Genomic DNA, 15,351 nt, shown 5'->3' with positions numbered 1-15,351 from the left:
CAGCCTCCACCCTTTACCGCGCCAGCACCGCCTCCACGCGCTGCCCCATGGCCTGTGCCGAGTCATAGCCCTGCGCCAGCAGATAGAGCTGCTGGCCCACGCGCAGCAGCACCGTGGGGAAGGCATTCACGCCCCATTGCCGGGCCAGCGCAAAATCCTGGCGTGTCGCCTCGATGGCCTGCGGCGCAGGAAAGCGGCGGGCAAATTCATCGGCATCCAGCCCCAGTTGCTCGCACGGCAGCCGGTAGAACTCCCCCTCGGACGGATCCGCATTGTCGGCATAGAACCGGTGCTGCACCGCCTTGAAGAAGCCATACAGGTCCAGCCCGGGCGCGCTGCCGTCGTCGCGCATGCCGCGGGCCACTACCACGGCACGGCAGGCCGGTTCGGTGTCGTAGTTGAACTGGTCGCGCTCCAGCAAGCCGTAGCTCACCGGCTGGCCGGTGCGGGCATGCACCTGCTGCCATTCATGGCGCAGGAAGTCGCGGAACCTGGGTGTCCAGGCATCGCCACCACCGGGTCGCAAGCCGCCGAGAATCACTTCCAGCCCCATGCCCTGCGTTGCGGCATGCTGGCGCAGCCGGTCCAGCTCGGGCGCGATGCCCCAGCACCAGGAGCACATCGGGTCGCCGACGTAGATCAGTTCGGCATCCCGGGCGGGCGCCGCCGTTGCCCCGGAGGCGGTGGCATCCCGATCCGCATGGGCAGTTTCCGGCGTGGCACCAGCACTGGCCAGGTCTGCGGGCCGGCAAACACCCTCCGTACAGGATTCTTCAGCGGCATGGGCCTGCTTGGTCGCATCAACATCCAACGTCTGCGGTGCGGCTCCGGAATCGGGCGGCCGCCCGGGTTCAATCTGCTCGTTCATGACGCTCTCCTTGCGCTGCGCAAACGCGACGCTGAGGCCGGCTCAGCCGGACGGTAGCAAGCGACTCAGTCCTGCGCCTTGGGCGGCGGCGGAATCAACAGGCCGCGCTGCACGGCGGGCCGCGCCACAAAGGCTTTGAGCACGCGGTCCACCTCGGCAAAGTCGCTGTAACCCACCAGCTCGCCCGCTTCGTAGAAACCGATCAGATTGCGCACCCAGGGAAATACGGCGATATCGGCGATCGAATAGTCGCTGCCCATGATCCAGTCCTTGCCGGCGAGGTGCCTGTCGAGCACGCCCAGCAGGCGGCGCGTTTCGGCGGCATAGCGGTCGCGCGGGCGCTTGTCCTCGTACTCCTTGCCGGCAAACTTGTGGAAGAAGCCCAGTTGCCCCATCATCGGCCCGACGCCGCCCATCTGCCACATCAGCCACTGGATGATCTGATAGCGCGTCGCGGCGTCCTGCGACAGGAACTTGCCGGTTTTTTCGGCCAGGTAGATCAGTATGGCGCCGCTTTCCCACAGCGGCAGCGGCTGGCCGCCCGGGCCATTCGGGTCTATCAGCGCGGGGATCTTGTTGTTGGGGTTGAGCGAGATGAACTCGGGCGTCAGCTGGTCATTGGTGGCAAAGTCGACGCGATGCACCTCGTAGGGCAGGCCGCATTCCTCCAGCATGATCGAGGCCTTCACGCCATTGGGCGTAGGCAGCGAATACAGCTGGATGCGGTCGGGATGCTGCGCCGGCCACTTGCCGGTAATGGGGAATGCGGACAGATCGCTCATCAGGGCCTCCAATCGGTACAAGGGATGCCCCAGTATGCCGCGAAAGCGCTCTGCCCTGCGGGGTGCAGGGGCTTGCGTCAAGCACGCCCCCACAGCCATGACGGCTGCCTACCGCCGTCCGCCTTGCTGGCATACGACCTGATTGCGCTGGTGACTCACCAGTGGGGACAACACGCATCCCCGCCAGCATGATGCACCATCCGGCCTTGCCTGCTGCCTGCTGCCTGCTGCCTGCTGCCTGCTGCCTGCTGCCTGCTGCCTGCTGCTTCAGTCTGCCCACGGCGGCGTGCTGGTCGCCATCTCCATGGCAGGAGCATCCGTAGCCTCGGGAATTGCAGGCGCTGCAGCCGATGCCTGAGCGCTCTCCTGCGCAGCCGAAGGCGTCACGGGCGCAGCCGTCGCCCCGAGCACCTGCTCCCCGCCCAGCGCCTCGATCAAATCCGGCAACAGCTGCAGCAACTCGCCCGTCGTGATCGCCATATCCGAATCGAACACCGCATCCTTGTCGCGCTTGTCGATCTCCGGCATGTCCTCGAACACATCCTCCAGAAAATCGATCTTCTTCAGCTGCAGGGAGTCGGTGAGCACAAAGGACACGCGCCCGTTCCAGGTCATGGCCACGCGCGTCGGCACCTTGCCGCTGGTGATGTGCTGCTTCACCTCGTCGGTGTCCAGCGCATGGCGGGCGTAGCGCACCACGGATTTCATCTCGTCGGTGGACTTCAGCTCGCACTCGCGGTCGATGGTAAAGGCGTAGGGCTCCTCGCCCGTGCCCAGCCAGTGCGTCATCGCCACGGCGGGCGACATGGCCGTCTGCACCAGCGTGAGGGAGAGCCCGTCCAGCGCCTTGATCAGCAGCGTGGTGATCTCGTCCGCTTTCGAGTGACTGCCGGCATCGATTACCAGCAGACGCTCCTGCGGCGCCAGCCACACGCGCGTGGCGGACTGGCGCGTGAAGGCGCGCGGCAGCAATTCGTGCAGTGCCTGCTCCTTCAGCTCCCTGGTTTCCTTCTTGCCCGGCTTGCGGCCCGTGGTCTGCTCGATATGCGCCACGATCTCTTCCACGCGCTGGCGCACGGCCGAGCCCGGCACCACGCGCTGCTCGGTCATCAGCTTGAGCAGCAGATGCCCGCCCACCACTTCCACCAGCGCACCACCGGGCTCGCCGCGCGGCTCCACCCAGCCCAGCGATTTCTGCTGCGTCGGCCCGCAGGGCACAAAACGGCTCCCATCCAGCGCCGACTCGATGTCGGTCGCGCCGGCATTCCACTCCGCAGCGATGCGGTACACAATCAGATTCTTGAACACTGCTTTCCTTTGGGTTGCGGCCAGAAAGCAATCGCCCCGGATTCGGCCGGGGCGAGCAGGTCTGGCAAGGGCCATGCACACGGGGGCAATGCCGCGATGCGCCCAGCGCATCTACGGGCTGCGCCGCCGTGGCGCCAATACCGATATCCTAGCCGGTCTGGCGAAGCATCCGTGTGCAGGAAGTCACGCGTAGCGCTTGAACACGCGGCTGCTGCCGTCGCGCTGCACCAGCAGCACGGCATAGGGGTCGCGGCGGCCGCCGTAGACCGGGCCATCCATGCCCGGAGAGCCAATCGGCATGCCCGGCACCGCCAGACCCAGCGCCCTGGGACGCTCGCCCAACAGGCGCTTGACGTCCGATGCCGGCACATGCCCCTCGATCACATAACCGCCCACCAGCGCCGTATGGCAGGACGCATACTGCTGCGCCAGCCCCAGGCGCGCACGGATGGCGTTGTTGCCGGTTTCGTGCGCACGCACGCGGAAGCCGTTCTTTTCCATGTGTGCGATCCAGTCCTTGCAACAGCCGCAACTGGCGTCCTTCCATACCTCCACCTGCGGCAGGGCCGACTGCGCACGCGCCATGCCCATCAGGGGCAGCAGCGTGGCGACGGCGGAAATCTGGAGAAGCTGGCGGCGGGAGGAATGGGGCTTGCGGGACATGGCAGTCATGAAGTAAAAACAGTGGAGCCATGATAGCGCAGCAAAATTCCCTATCGCACACATGGACATGTGATGCGTTGCCTTCCACGTGACAGGAACTGGCATGGATATCCTGATTCGCCATCGACCTGCTGGCCATCTACCCTCTGCTGCTGGGCGTGACGCTCTACGGCCTGATTCACGCGCTTCAACGTCGGAAGTCGTGACCAAAGGTGACGGCTTCGCGGCCACCGTCACATGCAGGCACAAAAGTGACCGTTCGTTCGGTTTCATTTGCGACAGTGACGTGTAAACGCGGCTTTACAAGAACCACCTCATATCCATGCGCACTCGTACCCTCACCCTGTTCGCCGCCACCACCCTGACCCTGACCTTGGCCGCCTGCTCCGGCGACGTGCAGGAAGCCAAGTATTCCAGCCAGATCGAAGCCGCCAAGGCCGGCGCTATGGACCAGGGCTGGATCCCGCGCTGGCTGCCGGAAGAGGCCATCAACATCCGCGAAGTCCACAACCTGGACAGCAACGAAAGCCTGGTGAGCTTCACCCTGCCTGCCCAGCACCAATGGGCACCTCCGGCGGCCTGCCAGCCCGCCGAGGCAGCCCAATTGCCTGCCCCCGCCTTCGAGCGCAACTGGGCCCCGAAAAAACTCGACGGCTACACCACTTATGCCTGTGCTGAACCCGATAGTGGTTCCGGCGTGCGGCATGCGCTTGCGATTGCACCCGATCGCAGCAACGTGCTGTACTGGGGCAGCAGCCGCTGAGGCAGCCCTGAAACAGTAGCGGCCGGGTGGATGCATGCTCTTCCCAATCCGGGAACGCAGCCAATCGTTCAACGTCCCAATAGCCCCGCTGCCCATGCCTGAATAGGCGCCATGTTTGCCCTGCACTGCCGATCCGTTTATAAAACAAACATCGGCAGATGTTTTTCTTTGTTGTATCAGCTGCGCGATCCATACCGCCCACTTTTCAACAAGGAGAACCCCATGAGTCTGGCTATCGACGACCTCATGCACGAACACGACGCTATCCTGTCCTCTTTCCGGATCCTGGACGGCATGAGCCGGGTGCTGGCTGCAGGCCAGCCCATCGCCGCCAGCGATGCCGTGGAATTGCTCGGCTTTCTGCGCGAATTCGGTGACAGCTGTCACCACGGCAAGGAAGAAGGATTCCTGTTCCCCGCCATGGTCCATGCCGGCCTGCCGTCCGAAAGCGGCCCCATCGCCGTCATGCTGCATGACCACACGCAGGGACGCGCCTGGCTGCAGGCCATGGAACAGGCGCTGGGCCCGGAGTTTCGCCCCGACGCCTTCCTCACTGCCCTGCGCGGCTACGTCACGCTCATGCGCAGCCATATCGCCAAGGAAAACAACGTGCTCTTTCCCATGGCCGAAAACCTGCTCGACGCAGAAGCGCTGCAGACCCTGTTCGACCAGTTCGAAGAGCACGAGGCCCGCGTCATCGGCCCGGGGCGGCATCAGCAACTGCATGCCCTGCTCGAATCCCTGATCGCCCGCTACCCTGCCGCCGCGCACAGCCAGCACTCCCATGGCGTACACTGAGCCTCACAAGGAGGCAAGCCATGGACGCCAAAGACACCGCACCGGAAGTGCGCAACCTCAAGCAGATGCTCCAGTACCAGGAGAAGGCCGTCGTCAGCCGCATGCTGGTGAAAAACTCCGCCGGCAGCGTCACCCTGTTCGCCTTCGACGGCAACGAGGGGCTGAGCGAGCATACCGCTCCCTATGATGCCCTCGTCGTCGGCGTCGAGGGCCGCGCGGAAGTGCCCATCGGCGGCGTGACGCACCTCGTGGGTGAAGGCGACTCGCTGCTGATGCCAGCCAACGTCACGCATGCCATCAAGCCGCTGGGCGGGTTCAAGATGCTGCTGGTGATGATCAAGGGCGAAGTGAAATAGGCCATCGTCTCGGGGAGGAGGTTTGCATCGCGCCTGGCGTGATGGCGGTTGCGCAGTTGCGCGCCTGCGTGCTATTCCCGGCCGTGTCCATGGCAGGGATTTTCAGCAAGCCGGAGCCGATGCCCAGCACGCCGCCAAGTGCGCTGGCGGCGAAGGCGGCGGTGAAGAGCCAGAGGGTGGTGGAGAGGTCCGGCAATGGGAGTTTCCTTGTTGTCCGCAAAGGTTCCCAGCACTGGCATCGGTGCACTTATAGCCATCATCTGGAAAGGCCTCAAAAAACTCCGACTCGGCGTTCACTCCAGAAACATCCAAATGATCACGCGCACGAGTGCAAGCCACATACAGCAATTGGCACTCGGTCGGCCAGGCTGGCGGTGAAAGTGTCGGCGATGCTGAATTCCATGCATCAATTTCCACTCACATCGACGATGTTTACCTGCCACTCCTTGCACAACTTGCGGAATGAACGGCTGTGATCAAACGCCAGTTGCAGATCGAAGTGTGCCGTGAAAGCCGGTTGATCCAGCACTTCGCTGTAGGTCACGCTTGTCATGTTCCGGCGCAACCAGCCTTTCGCATCCCGTGGTATCTCTGCATCGGCAGGGCCTTCATCGGGGCAGCGGAATCCACGATGCCCATCAAGCGAACTTGCAGCCGCAATGAACCAGGCTTCGTACTCGCGCTTGGCCAATACTACTGATACGCGCCGGTGCGGCACAATCTGCTTCGCGCGCTCGCACACATCGGCCGCCAACGTGACCGGGCAATCGTCATCAGCATCAAGAACCACAAGAATCCACCCCTGGTCACCACACTTGGCGGCCACCAGCAACAGTTGCTTGCGAAATTCATCTTCGCGATTGAGAAAGCGATCCCGATGCACGCGAATGGGCTGCAGCACCTGCGCGTAGCCATTTCCAGGCCGCCACTCGTTCAAGCGACGCAGCAGCACCGGCAAGGCCGCCACCTCGCCATCGCCCTCCACAATGCTGGCTATCTGGATCATGCGCTCCTCGCCTCGCTGAAAAGATCGCCAGAGGCTGCATTGTCCTGCTCCTCGATGCTGGCGCGATCGGGCGCCAGTTGGTTCATGCGCAATAGTTCACCAGCTGAAAACAGATGATCCCGCATGACCTGGCGTGATCCGCCATCCAACGGCGCAATCTTGGTTTCTCCGGCCTCCGACACCACAGCCAACACGGCATCCGCGTCAATACTGCGATCATCCAGCAGGTCGGGACTGTGGCTGGTCACCAGAATTTGCGTGGTTTCGGATGCGCGCACCAATGCTTCTCGCAATGCGGCACTCGCTGCCGGATGCAGAGCGGTTTCCGGCTCTTCTATACCAATCAAGGTCGGCGAATAATCCATGTTTCCCTGCAATAACGCAGAGAGGACACCCAAGGCACGCAAGGTTCCATCGGACATGTTCTGCGCGAGGAAACGCCAGGGGTGTTTGGAGCCCGCCATCTCCCGGCGAAATTCCAAGGTTTCCATCGGTCCGATGGATTTGCGCCCCACGCCATGCACCATCGGCACCACCGAGTGCAGATACTCCTGGACCAGAGTCATCTGGGCAGGCGCCACCTTCTCGAGATGGCCGACCACGCTGGCGATATTCTCACCAGCCGATCGCAGCAATCGGCCATCTTGAGGCTTCTGCAACTCGCGCATCAGCTTGGGGTTGAGATTGTAGAAACCCATCGCCGTCAGGGCGTCGAACACAGGGCGGAAAGTCGTCAGGCCTGACGCCGCGACCAATGCCAGCCTGTCCGCCATAACAGACGGAAATACAGTTTCACTGCTGTCGCGCAACTTGCCTTTCTCGATGCGGAAGAACGGTCCCTTGCCTATACCCGCAACGACACATTCCTCTTTCTGTACCTCGTAGCCGCCATTCGGCATCGCCCCGATAACGAAACCATAGTGTCCGGGTTCGCCTGAGGACAAGACAAATTTGATCCGGATCGCGAAGTGGGTGGGATGACCGCCGCTGCGTCTGCGCACCTCGCTGATACCGCCACGCTTCATTCAGTGCGCTATCCAGAGAATTGAAAAGAGCATCACGCACGAAATGCAGTGCATTCATGAAATTGCTCTTGCCTGCGCCGTTGTGTCCTACAAGATAGGTTAGGGGACGCAACTTCACGTCGCAGTAACCAATGCTCTTGTAATTGCGCAAGATGACTCGGCTAATGAAAGGAATCTTGGTCATGCATTTTCTCCGCATCAAACCTTGAAGACCTTCATCACCTCATCGCCCAGGTGATTGATGACCTTCACCGCAAAGCGCCCGCTGCTGAGTTTCGGGAGCGAGCGCGAAGTGTCCAAATTAATCGTGGCCCACTCGTGCCAGCTCTTGAAACCAACATGATCGCCCGAATTGGATGGCCCGACTCAGACGTTGAACAGCGATTGTGACTGCAAGTCATTGAATGAACAGTTCACCATGCTTCTCCATTAAAAAACATACTCATGTTTGTACTCAAGAAACCCAGCATTGAGTACGTTCAACCGTGATGTGGCGCCGTTGCGGCGGCCCGGATTCAGCTTTCCAGGCGCCGGCGACAGGCATCAATGATGGATTTTATCTGCTGCGCCAGCATCTGCCTGATCGGCGCACGCTCCAACCGCTCACCCAATGAGCTTGCCTGCAGCAACATCCGGTCGATGATCTCCTCAGGCTCTTTCGTCGAGACGCCCCCCTCCTTCGCCAGGCGCAGTAGATGCCGGCGTTCGATGGCAGCACCTTCGCCGCAAACGTCCAGGTGATGCTGGCCCATCGGGCCTTCGCTGAAGGTCAGGTCGAATGCCGGAGCCAGACGCCAGCGCCGGTCAGGCCCGAGACGCCAGGCGAAATTCTTGGGGTGGTCGTCACGGTTGTGGAAGAGCACATTGAAGACGACTCGCGCGTAGGCTTTCTCCACTTCGCGCTCGTCGCGCGTCAGGAAACGGGTAGCTCGCAGGAAGGCGGTGTAGTCGGTGGCACCGGGCAGGCGAAAATCCACCTGCAACAATCCAGCCAGACTGTGCACCGGGACGCGTTGCCCACCCTCTCGGTCGAAGCGCGCGACGCCGAAGGCGGCCAGTTCAGGGCCAAGGTCGAACCAGCGGCTTTCGGGTACATCCAGTCCGCAATCCCGAGCCAACTCGGCATAGAGCTGCTCGATGACGCAGACTTCCTTGTGTTCGTTCTGCGCCGGGAACTTGACCAGCCAGGGACTGCCGGGCGCATCCGGACGGGTGCTGACTTGCCCGGTCGTTGCGTCGTACTGCACCAAGGCCTTGGGTCGAGCCCCTTGGACGCATCGACCATTCGTTGTCCCCACGCCGCCGCGCCCGATTTCTGGCGAAATCGAGCCCAGCGGCCACATTCTTTGTGCTCTCGAGAGCCAGCACAAAGAATCTGCTCATCGTGCTGGGGACAAGCGACTCTCGGGCTGCGTCCCGGCCGGAATGTGTCAGGCATGGTGACAACACTGTGTGCACAAAGTGGCGTCAATGTGGTGAACAGCGTGGCAACATTGTGTTGAACATGGCGGCAGCATTGTGGCGACATGTGGGTCACCGTGTGGCAACAAGGTGGCGCTGACAGTTCAAGCGACCGCATGGATGAAAGCATTCAGTGCCGCCGCGATGCGTTTACGGCGCTCCTGCAAGAACGCCTTGTAGTGATCCAGTACCAACAGTTCCTCCTCCACCGGGATGCACTGTGCCGCGAATGGTGCCGCACCGTGCTGCGCCACCAGCGGTAACAGGTAGGCCACAGGAGCCTTGTCGCTGATCGCGCGATTGGTTTTGCCGCCGATGAAAGCCAGGTTGGCGATGTCGTCAGCCTCACGAGGGGTGTAGCTGCCTCGCAGCAACGCCTTTGGGAAAATGTGATGGAACTGCAAGCGGTGCTGACTGCCGGAGTGATCCAGGGCAATAGCCAAGTGGCTGCGCCAATCCTTGGCGCCTGCCGCACGAAACGCCAGAAACATGGTCTTGAACAGTGCGCTCCTCTGGTTGCGCCCTTCCAGCTCTTCCGGCGTGATCTCAAGGTGGCCGAACTGCAGACGCAGCCGGTCGATCAGTTCATTGACGCCGCCGCCATTGCGGATGATCGCCAAATCCTGATCCAGAATGGTCTCACTGGAACCCCGCGAGAAACGGCCTTTGGCATTGGCGGCCAAGGCCCAGTAGCGCAGTTGGCGGGCCTCATCGTTGCTCAGCGCATAGTTGCGGCTATGCCCGAAATACGCCAGCACCACCAGCAGGAAAGGCGACGACAACAGTGCCGGGCTATCGATGCCAAGATTGCTGCGCAGGAAGTTGAGCGCGAATTCCATGCCATCGCAGGCTTCTTTCCATGCCTTCTGCAGCTTCTCCACATTCAGGCTACCCACGATCTGGAAACGTGATTGACCGGTGGCAAACGCCATCAGATTCTTCAAGTGCAAACCGAGATCAAGGTCAAAGCCCGTCTTGGCGCATGCCTTCTGGAAATCCTGGAACGTCTGCAGCGAGTGCCGCCATTTGGCGGTGATCTGAGCCAGAGCCAAGTCCGAACTGCGCAGCTTGGCTCCCAGTGAATTGACCCGGACGAAGATTTCCGTGACTTCATCGTAGGAAAGCGTGCGTTCCAGCACGTCCATCCGATAAACGTACTTGCGGATGCCACGTAGCCGGGCCAGGCGCTGACTGTATTTCTCGTAACGCGGATCATCAAAGCCACTGATGCCCGCACGTTTGAGGAAAGGCGCATCGCTGTCGGTCTTGAAGACTTCGGATACCTTCACCCAATGCGGCAACTGCTCCAGCTTCCTCGTGGCCACCACGAAAGTCATCTTGTTGAAGCGCTTGAGCAGTTCGTCCTCGGTCGAGTCCGTCTCATCGCCAATCAGTTCGCTATCGTCGTCGGCATCGTCCTCGTCGTCGCCGTTCTCTTCCACTTCGGTCACGACCGCCAACTGGTCGGGATGCTCCAAGTTGAACAGCAAGTCGATAGGCCGACGACGGCCGCGCACCGATACTGGCTCGCCGCGAATAACGGCAGAGAGCGATGTCAGACGCTGCTGACCATCCAGCAGAAGCCGCGTGCTCTGGTAAGGATTCGTGCTCTGGCTGACCGCGAAATCCTGCAGCGGCACAGCTTCATCCGTTTCCCAAAGCAGGATTGCGCCCGATGGGTAGCCGCGATACAGCGAATCCAGCAGATCACGCACTCGCGTGGAGCGCCACACATACTGGCGCTGCATCTCCGGCAAGCGCAGTTCGCCCCGCTCGATCATTGATACCAGTTCTTCAACGCTTGCTTCGGCCTTGGCCATGGTTATTCCTTATTGCGCTATTTAAGGTGAGCAAGTCGCCAGATACGGTAGTGCCTCAAGCCTTCACAAACCTCAAAAAGTCGGCCAACCGCCGCGACTCATTGACTTCATCGTGAGGTACGAGCAGATACCGCCACGGTTTGCCGCCGACGCTCGCCGTGAAGTCCGACGCGTGCTGGCACCACTGCAAGGCAGCAGCAGCTTTGGCCTGCACCTCTTGCGTGTTGATATCGCCGCGTGCTTTGGTTTCCACCATCAAGATCGTCGAGTCCGTTTCGGCGACGAAGTCCGGGATGTACTCCGGCTGCTCGGTGCCAAGCTTGTAGTAGATCTGGAACTGCCCCTTTGCAGGCTTGAACCACTTCAGGGCATCGCGCTCCAGAATGATGGCGAAGCGCCGCTCAGTGTCCGAATCGAACTTCTGTAGCGGGTACAGACAACGCGCGAAGCCACCGAACAGCATCTGCTTGATGCGACTGGTCTCGGTCACGGTCTCCCGGAAGTGGTGAGCCGTTTGGCCCGCCGTGGCGGTGTAGTTGCACGGCTTGAGTTCGGTGAAGCCACGGCTGACCTGCACCTCGTACTCCGTTGCTTCCTCCCAGAAGTGGGCCATCATCTGCGCATGGATTTCGCGCGCGATCAGGCGCCGGTCACGATCGAGGACGTTGACGGCCTCGTCCTCGGACAGATAACTGCGCAGGTGCTGCACCATCTGGCCCGCGAGGTCGTAGAGCAGATCGGCGTGGGTGAAATAGTCGATGTCGTCGAAGTCGACTAGCGCGTGGACGATGTAGTCTTCCAGACGCTGCTCTCTGAGCCCGACCTCGGTAGCCAGCGTGAACTGCTCGTTGGTGCGCAGCATCTGCCCAACGATCTCGCGCTCACCCGGCTGAAGATGAAGCTGGCTCACATCAAGCTGGAATGGATGGAACCCTGTCGTGACCTCGCCAGTGGGCACCACGGCAATACGCGGGATATCGATCGTCTGCTGGACCACGATTTCCGTGGTCTTGGCCACCACGGCGGACAAGTCAAGTGCGGGGGCTGAATCATCCACACCCGCCAACAACTCGCCTTGCAGGGGTTTCAATCGCTCCGCTACCTCCGCAAGAATCTCTTTCTGCACCTCGGGTTTCAGCAATGCGCCGCTGGTAGGCACCAGATCGCGTTTGACCTCGTACTTGCCAATGACGTCCATAACCACGCGCGCGGCCTGCTTCTCCGCCTCCGTGGTGAACACCGGTTCAGGGGCTGGCACTTTCGGTCCGCTGTCGGTGCCAGAAGGCCCTGTGACCAAGATCGGTGTGTCCGTCAAGCCGAGGCGCGACACTGCCCCGGATTCGACCTGCACGCTGACCTTTCTGTCGTCAGCATTCGGTGCTTCAAGGATGACCTGCTTCAGACGAATTGGCGAATCGCCACGATTGGCTTCGTCGATGATCTCTTGGAACTTGTCGTGTGCGACGATGTTCAAGCGATCCACCGCCGCGACACCCGTGCGTTTGCCGTAGGGCAGTCGCAGGCCACGTCCGATGGACTGTTCGATCAGCGTGCGGGCATTGGCGGCGCGCAGCGGCACGATGGTGTAAAGATTGGTCACGTCCCAGCCTTCCTTGAGCATGTTGACGTGGATGACAATCTCGGTCGGCTCATCCGGGCTTTCCACCGCCAGCAGTCGTCGGATCATCTCTTCCTCTTCCGCGCCACTCTTGCTGGAGTCAACCTGGATCACCTTGTCGGCGTAGCGTCCTTCGTAGAACTGCTCCGCCTCAATCAATTCCTTGAGCTGTGCCGCATGCGTGGTATCCCGGGCGATGACAAGCATGAAAGGCTTGACCGGCTTGACGCCGTTTTCGCGGGCGTAGGTCAGCAGTTCGACCTTGGTCGTCTCGTGCAGGCGCACGCCGTCTTCCAGCTTGGTCTTCTCGATTTCTTCGGGCGTGTGGGCTTTGGCGTCGAAGTTGCGTTGAGTGACCACGGCAGGCTCTTTGACGAAGCCATCCTCCATTGCCCGCGCCAGTGGGTAGTCCATGACCACGTTCTTGAACGGCACTGGTCCCTTGCTGGATTCCACGAAGGGCGTCGCCGTCACTTCCAGACCGAATAGCGGTTTCAGTTCATTGATGGCACGCACACCTGCGCTGGCGCGATAGCGGTGTGATTCATCCATCAACAACACCAGGTCGGGCAGATTTGCCAGATGATTGAAGTAGCTGTCGCCCAGCACCTCACGCATGCGCTTGATACGTGGCTCCTTGCCGCCGCGCACCTCGGAATTAATCTTGGAAATATTGAAGATGTTGATACGGACATCTTGGGCGAAGCCCTGTGGTTGGTCATCCACCGTCGCGCCGGTCTGGTCGTAGTTGTCACCGGTGATGATCAGCGGCGGTTGCTGCGCGAACTCGGCAATCCCCTTGAACACGTACTTCGGCGTGTTGCGCGTGAAGTCCGTGATGAGTTTGTTGTAGATCGTCAGGTTGGGCGCGAGCACGAAGAAGTTGTTGATGCCGTGGGCCAGATGCAGGTAGGCGATGAATGCTCCCATCAGGCGCGTCTTGCCCACGCCTGTTGCCAGCGCAAAGCACAGCGAGGGGAACTCGCGCTCGAAGTCCTCCAGCGTAGGGAACTCTGCCCTTAATGTGGAAAGGATGGTTGTGACATCTCGCTCATGGCTCAGCAGATCGGGGGCGGCTTCGATCATGCGCGCCAGCCTGGAAAGAGATTCCGCCTGTGGCGGGCGAAGAGACAAACGACCAGTGACGGCGTGCAGGACGCGGTTGCTCATTATTCGTCCTCCCCAAACAAGCCGCCCTGATTCGAATGCGTGGCAGCCACATTTCTGTTCTTTGACTTCTTATTGACGGCCTCGGCGGATGCAGCAGGATCGACTGGATCAGGTTTGGCCAACGGCAGGTTCGCCACATTCAGGCTGTAGTCGTCATGGCCCCATTCGCAGCGGGCCAGCACCATCTTTGGAATCTTCTTCAGCGTTAGATTCGGCCATCGTTCCGCCGCCTTGGCGGCCGTCACACCCCGAAACGCGGAGCAGCACACCAGCAGGCTCTGGTCGGAACCCACTTCGTCGGAGAGTGCCTGCAACTGGTCGGCGGACAGGTTTTGCGTGGTGACGTAGATGAAATCCCGCTCACTGGAGTGACCATGCTGCCACCAATGCGTTTCCGAAGGGGCATAGGTGAAGCCTTCCAGCTTGCACAGGGCTTCGGCCAGTTGCGCTGCGTTATATTCTGTGTTGATGATGGGATTTCCCCAGCGATCATTGACGATCAGGCTGGGCGCCAGACGGTAATAGCGGAAGCCGCCGCCGCCTTTCCAGCCCGTGCTTTCGGTTACGCCGCCTTTGTCTTCACCGTCAATGACCTTCTTCAGACGCGGGATGATATGGGTGTGACAGTGCTCACCCAGCTCCACCATGATCCAGCGGCGCCCCATCTTGTGCGCCACCGCGCCGGTGGTGCCGGAACCAGCGAAGGAGTCGAGAACGAGATCCCCCTCATTCGTAGCGATTTCGAGAATTCGCTTCAGCAGTCGCTCGGGCTTGGGGGTGTCGAAAACGTTGCGCGGACCATAAAGTCCAATCATTTCCTTTTTTGCCTCATCGGTATGTCCCACTTCTTCATGAGGCCACCAGTTATGTGGGGTCATACCATCTCTAACCTCGGAGAGAAACAGCTTCAACGCAGGAACGGTATTCCGACCGTCACGCCCCCACCAGATGCGATTCTCTTCAACGTGACGCTTATGCGTACTAGGGTCGTATTTCCACGCCTTCTTAGTGTTCTTTATGACGGCCCCAGTATTCGGATTGATTATGTCGTAGCACAAGTTCGGACGCTTTTCCGGTGTCGCCTGATTTAGATAATCGACTGCCTTCCAAGGGCCGCGAGGATCATTGTCTGGATTGCTATATCGCGCTGCAGACTCTTCGCTGCGAGGAAGTAGATTGTTCTTGAAAGCGTCGCTTTTCGCGTACACGAGAACGAAATCGCAGATGCTAGCTATGCCTTGGAAGTTATTGCTGACGCTATACTTTCTTTGCCACGTGACTGTTGTCTTGTAGTTGCGCCGCCCAAAAATCTCATCGCACAACACCTTGAGGTAATGGCACTCGTTGTCGTCGATGGTGATCCAAAGCGAGCCATCCTCCGACAACAGCCGCCGGATGATCTCCAGCCGGTCGCGCATCAGCCCCAGCCAGATGGAATGTTCAAGCCCATCGTCGTAGTGTGTAAATGCACTGCCTGTGTTGTAGGGTGGGTCAATGAATACGCACTTAACTTTCCCAGTAAATTCCTGCTCCAATGCCTTCAACGCCAGTAGGTTGTCCCCGAAGATCAGTCGGTTGTCGAAAATATCGTTTTCTGTCACACGCTGTTTGGCGTGGTACGACTTCTCTGGTTCTTCGAGCAGGATGCGCGGCTCCAGCTTGGGCCGCTTTTCCTTCCCAATCCACGTCAGTTCGAGTTTTTGTTTGCTCATA

General features: G+C 60.4%; 14 protein-coding genes. 3 read left to right on the top strand and 11 right to left on the bottom strand.

Features of this window, described 5'->3' with window-relative positions; all coding sequences use genetic code 11:
• Positions 1 to 13 precede the first annotated feature (13 nt).
• The 4 genes from ACX36O_RS01310 to ACX36O_RS01295 all read right to left on the bottom strand — a co-directional run bounded on the left by ACX36O_RS01310 (position 14) and on the right by ACX36O_RS01295 (position 3,621).
• Complete coding sequence (locus tag ACX36O_RS01310; RefSeq protein WP_371698799.1) at positions 14 to 868, bottom strand: DsbA family protein; 855 nt, start codon at positions 866 to 868, stop codon at positions 14 to 16.
• A 65-nt stretch (positions 869 to 933) separates the two neighbouring features.
• Complete coding sequence (locus tag ACX36O_RS01305) at positions 934 to 1,650, bottom strand: glutathione S-transferase N-terminal domain-containing protein (protein WP_488359941.1); 717 nt, start codon at positions 1,648 to 1,650, stop codon at positions 934 to 936.
• A 267-nt stretch (positions 1,651 to 1,917) separates the two neighbouring features.
• Entirely contained in the window at positions 1,918 to 2,958 is a 1,041-nt protein-coding gene (locus tag ACX36O_RS01300) for a recombination-associated protein RdgC (RefSeq protein ID WP_371698800.1), read from the bottom strand.
• A 183-nt stretch (positions 2,959 to 3,141) separates the two neighbouring features.
• Positions 3,142 to 3,621: a DUF411 domain-containing protein gene (locus tag ACX36O_RS01295; protein WP_488360223.1), complete on the bottom strand. Its 480-nt coding sequence runs from the start codon at positions 3,619 to 3,621 to the stop codon at positions 3,142 to 3,144.
• Positions 3,622 to 3,943: 322 nt separating this feature from the next.
• Between ACX36O_RS01295 and ACX36O_RS01290 the strand changes: the two genes are divergently transcribed.
• The 3 genes from ACX36O_RS01290 (at position 3,944) to ACX36O_RS01280 (ending at position 5,538) form a co-directional block, all read left to right on the top strand.
• Positions 3,944 to 4,384: a YbbD-related protein gene (locus ACX36O_RS01290; protein WP_371698801.1), complete on the top strand. Its 441-nt coding sequence runs from the start codon at positions 3,944 to 3,946 to the stop codon at positions 4,382 to 4,384.
• Between the two features lie 222 nt (positions 4,385 to 4,606).
• Positions 4,607 to 5,182, top strand: a complete 576-nt coding sequence (locus ACX36O_RS01285) for a hemerythrin domain-containing protein (RefSeq protein WP_371699104.1) — start codon at positions 4,607 to 4,609, stop codon at positions 5,180 to 5,182.
• Between the two features lie 20 nt (positions 5,183 to 5,202).
• Positions 5,203 to 5,538: a cupin domain-containing protein gene (locus ACX36O_RS01280; protein ID WP_371698803.1), complete on the top strand. Its 336-nt coding sequence runs from the start codon at positions 5,203 to 5,205 to the stop codon at positions 5,536 to 5,538.
• Between the two features lie 406 nt (positions 5,539 to 5,944).
• On the opposite strand, the gene ACX36O_RS01275 is transcribed toward ACX36O_RS01280, so the two are convergent.
• The 7 genes from ACX36O_RS01275 to ACX36O_RS01245 form a co-directional block, all read right to left on the bottom strand.
• Positions 5,945 to 6,544 (bottom strand): DUF4276 family protein, encoded by a 600-nt coding sequence (locus ACX36O_RS01275; protein WP_488359940.1) that lies wholly within the window; start codon positions 6,542 to 6,544, stop codon positions 5,945 to 5,947.
• Positions 6,541 to 6,966, bottom strand: a complete 426-nt coding sequence (locus tag ACX36O_RS01270; protein ID WP_488360222.1) for an AAA family ATPase — start codon at positions 6,964 to 6,966, stop codon at positions 6,541 to 6,543. The genes ACX36O_RS01275 and ACX36O_RS01270 overlap by 4 nt, the downstream gene beginning before the upstream one ends.
• A gap of 370 nt (positions 6,967 to 7,336) precedes the next feature.
• Positions 7,337 to 7,753, bottom strand: a complete 417-nt coding sequence (locus ACX36O_RS01265; RefSeq protein WP_488359939.1) for an AAA family ATPase — start codon at positions 7,751 to 7,753, stop codon at positions 7,337 to 7,339.
• Between the two features lie 331 nt (positions 7,754 to 8,084).
• Positions 8,085 to 8,912: a type II toxin-antitoxin system HipA family toxin gene (locus ACX36O_RS01260; protein ID WP_488359938.1), complete on the bottom strand. Its 828-nt coding sequence runs from the start codon at positions 8,910 to 8,912 to the stop codon at positions 8,085 to 8,087.
• Positions 8,913 to 9,134: 222 nt separating this feature from the next.
• Positions 9,135 to 10,850, bottom strand: coding sequence for a GmrSD restriction endonuclease domain-containing protein (locus ACX36O_RS01255; protein ID WP_488359937.1), 1,716 nt, complete (start codon positions 10,848 to 10,850; stop codon positions 9,135 to 9,137).
• Between the two features lie 55 nt (positions 10,851 to 10,905).
• Complete coding sequence (locus ACX36O_RS01250) at positions 10,906 to 13,638, bottom strand: DEAD/DEAH box helicase (RefSeq protein ID WP_488359936.1); 2,733 nt, start codon at positions 13,636 to 13,638, stop codon at positions 10,906 to 10,908.
• A complete protein-coding gene (locus ACX36O_RS01245) occupies positions 13,638 to 15,350 on the bottom strand; it encodes a site-specific DNA-methyltransferase (RefSeq protein WP_488359935.1) in 1,713 nt (570 codons plus the stop codon). The genes ACX36O_RS01250 and ACX36O_RS01245 overlap by 1 nt, the downstream gene beginning before the upstream one ends.
• Between the last annotated feature and the right edge of the window lies 1 nt (position 15,351).

The sequence above is a fragment of the Brachymonas sp. KE5 genome, from assembly GCF_057773645.1.
This window is presented reverse-complemented; position numbering and strand designations above follow the sequence as displayed.

Excerpts from the sequence above, each read along its gene's own strand:
- ACX36O_RS01310 (WP_371698799.1), bottom strand. The coding sequence starts at position 868 with ATGAACGAGCAGATTGAACCCGGGCGGCCGCCCGATTCCGGAGCCGCA.
- ACX36O_RS01305 (WP_488359941.1), bottom strand. The coding sequence starts at position 1,650 with ATGAGCGATCTGTCCGCATTCCCCATTACCGGCAAGTGGCCGGCGCAG.
- ACX36O_RS01295 (WP_488360223.1), bottom strand. The coding sequence starts at position 3,621 with ATGTCCCGCAAGCCCCATTCCTCCCGCCGCCAGCTTCTCCAGATTTCC.
- ACX36O_RS01290 (WP_371698801.1), top strand. The coding sequence starts at position 3,944 with ATGCGCACTCGTACCCTCACCCTGTTCGCCGCCACCACCCTGACCCTG.
- ACX36O_RS01285 (WP_371699104.1), top strand. The coding sequence starts at position 4,607 with ATGAGTCTGGCTATCGACGACCTCATGCACGAACACGACGCTATCCTG.
- ACX36O_RS01280 (WP_371698803.1), top strand. The coding sequence starts at position 5,203 with ATGGACGCCAAAGACACCGCACCGGAAGTGCGCAACCTCAAGCAGATG.
- ACX36O_RS01275 (WP_488359940.1), bottom strand. The coding sequence starts at position 6,544 with ATGATCCAGATAGCCAGCATTGTGGAGGGCGATGGCGAGGTGGCGGCC.
- ACX36O_RS01270 (WP_488360222.1), bottom strand. The coding sequence starts at position 6,966 with ATGTCCGATGGAACCTTGCGTGCCTTGGGTGTCCTCTCTGCGTTATTG.
- ACX36O_RS01265 (WP_488359939.1), bottom strand. The coding sequence starts at position 7,753 with ATGACCAAGATTCCTTTCATTAGCCGAGTCATCTTGCGCAATTACAAG.
- ACX36O_RS01260 (WP_488359938.1), bottom strand. The coding sequence starts at position 8,912 with ATGTGGCCGCTGGGCTCGATTTCGCCAGAAATCGGGCGCGGCGGCGTG.
- ACX36O_RS01255 (WP_488359937.1), bottom strand. The coding sequence starts at position 10,850 with ATGGCCAAGGCCGAAGCAAGCGTTGAAGAACTGGTATCAATGATCGAG.
- ACX36O_RS01250 (WP_488359936.1), bottom strand. The coding sequence starts at position 13,638 with ATGAGCAACCGCGTCCTGCACGCCGTCACTGGTCGTTTGTCTCTTCGC.
- ACX36O_RS01245 (WP_488359935.1), bottom strand. The coding sequence starts at position 15,350 with ATGAGCAAACAAAAACTCGAACTGACGTGGATTGGGAAGGAAAAGCGG.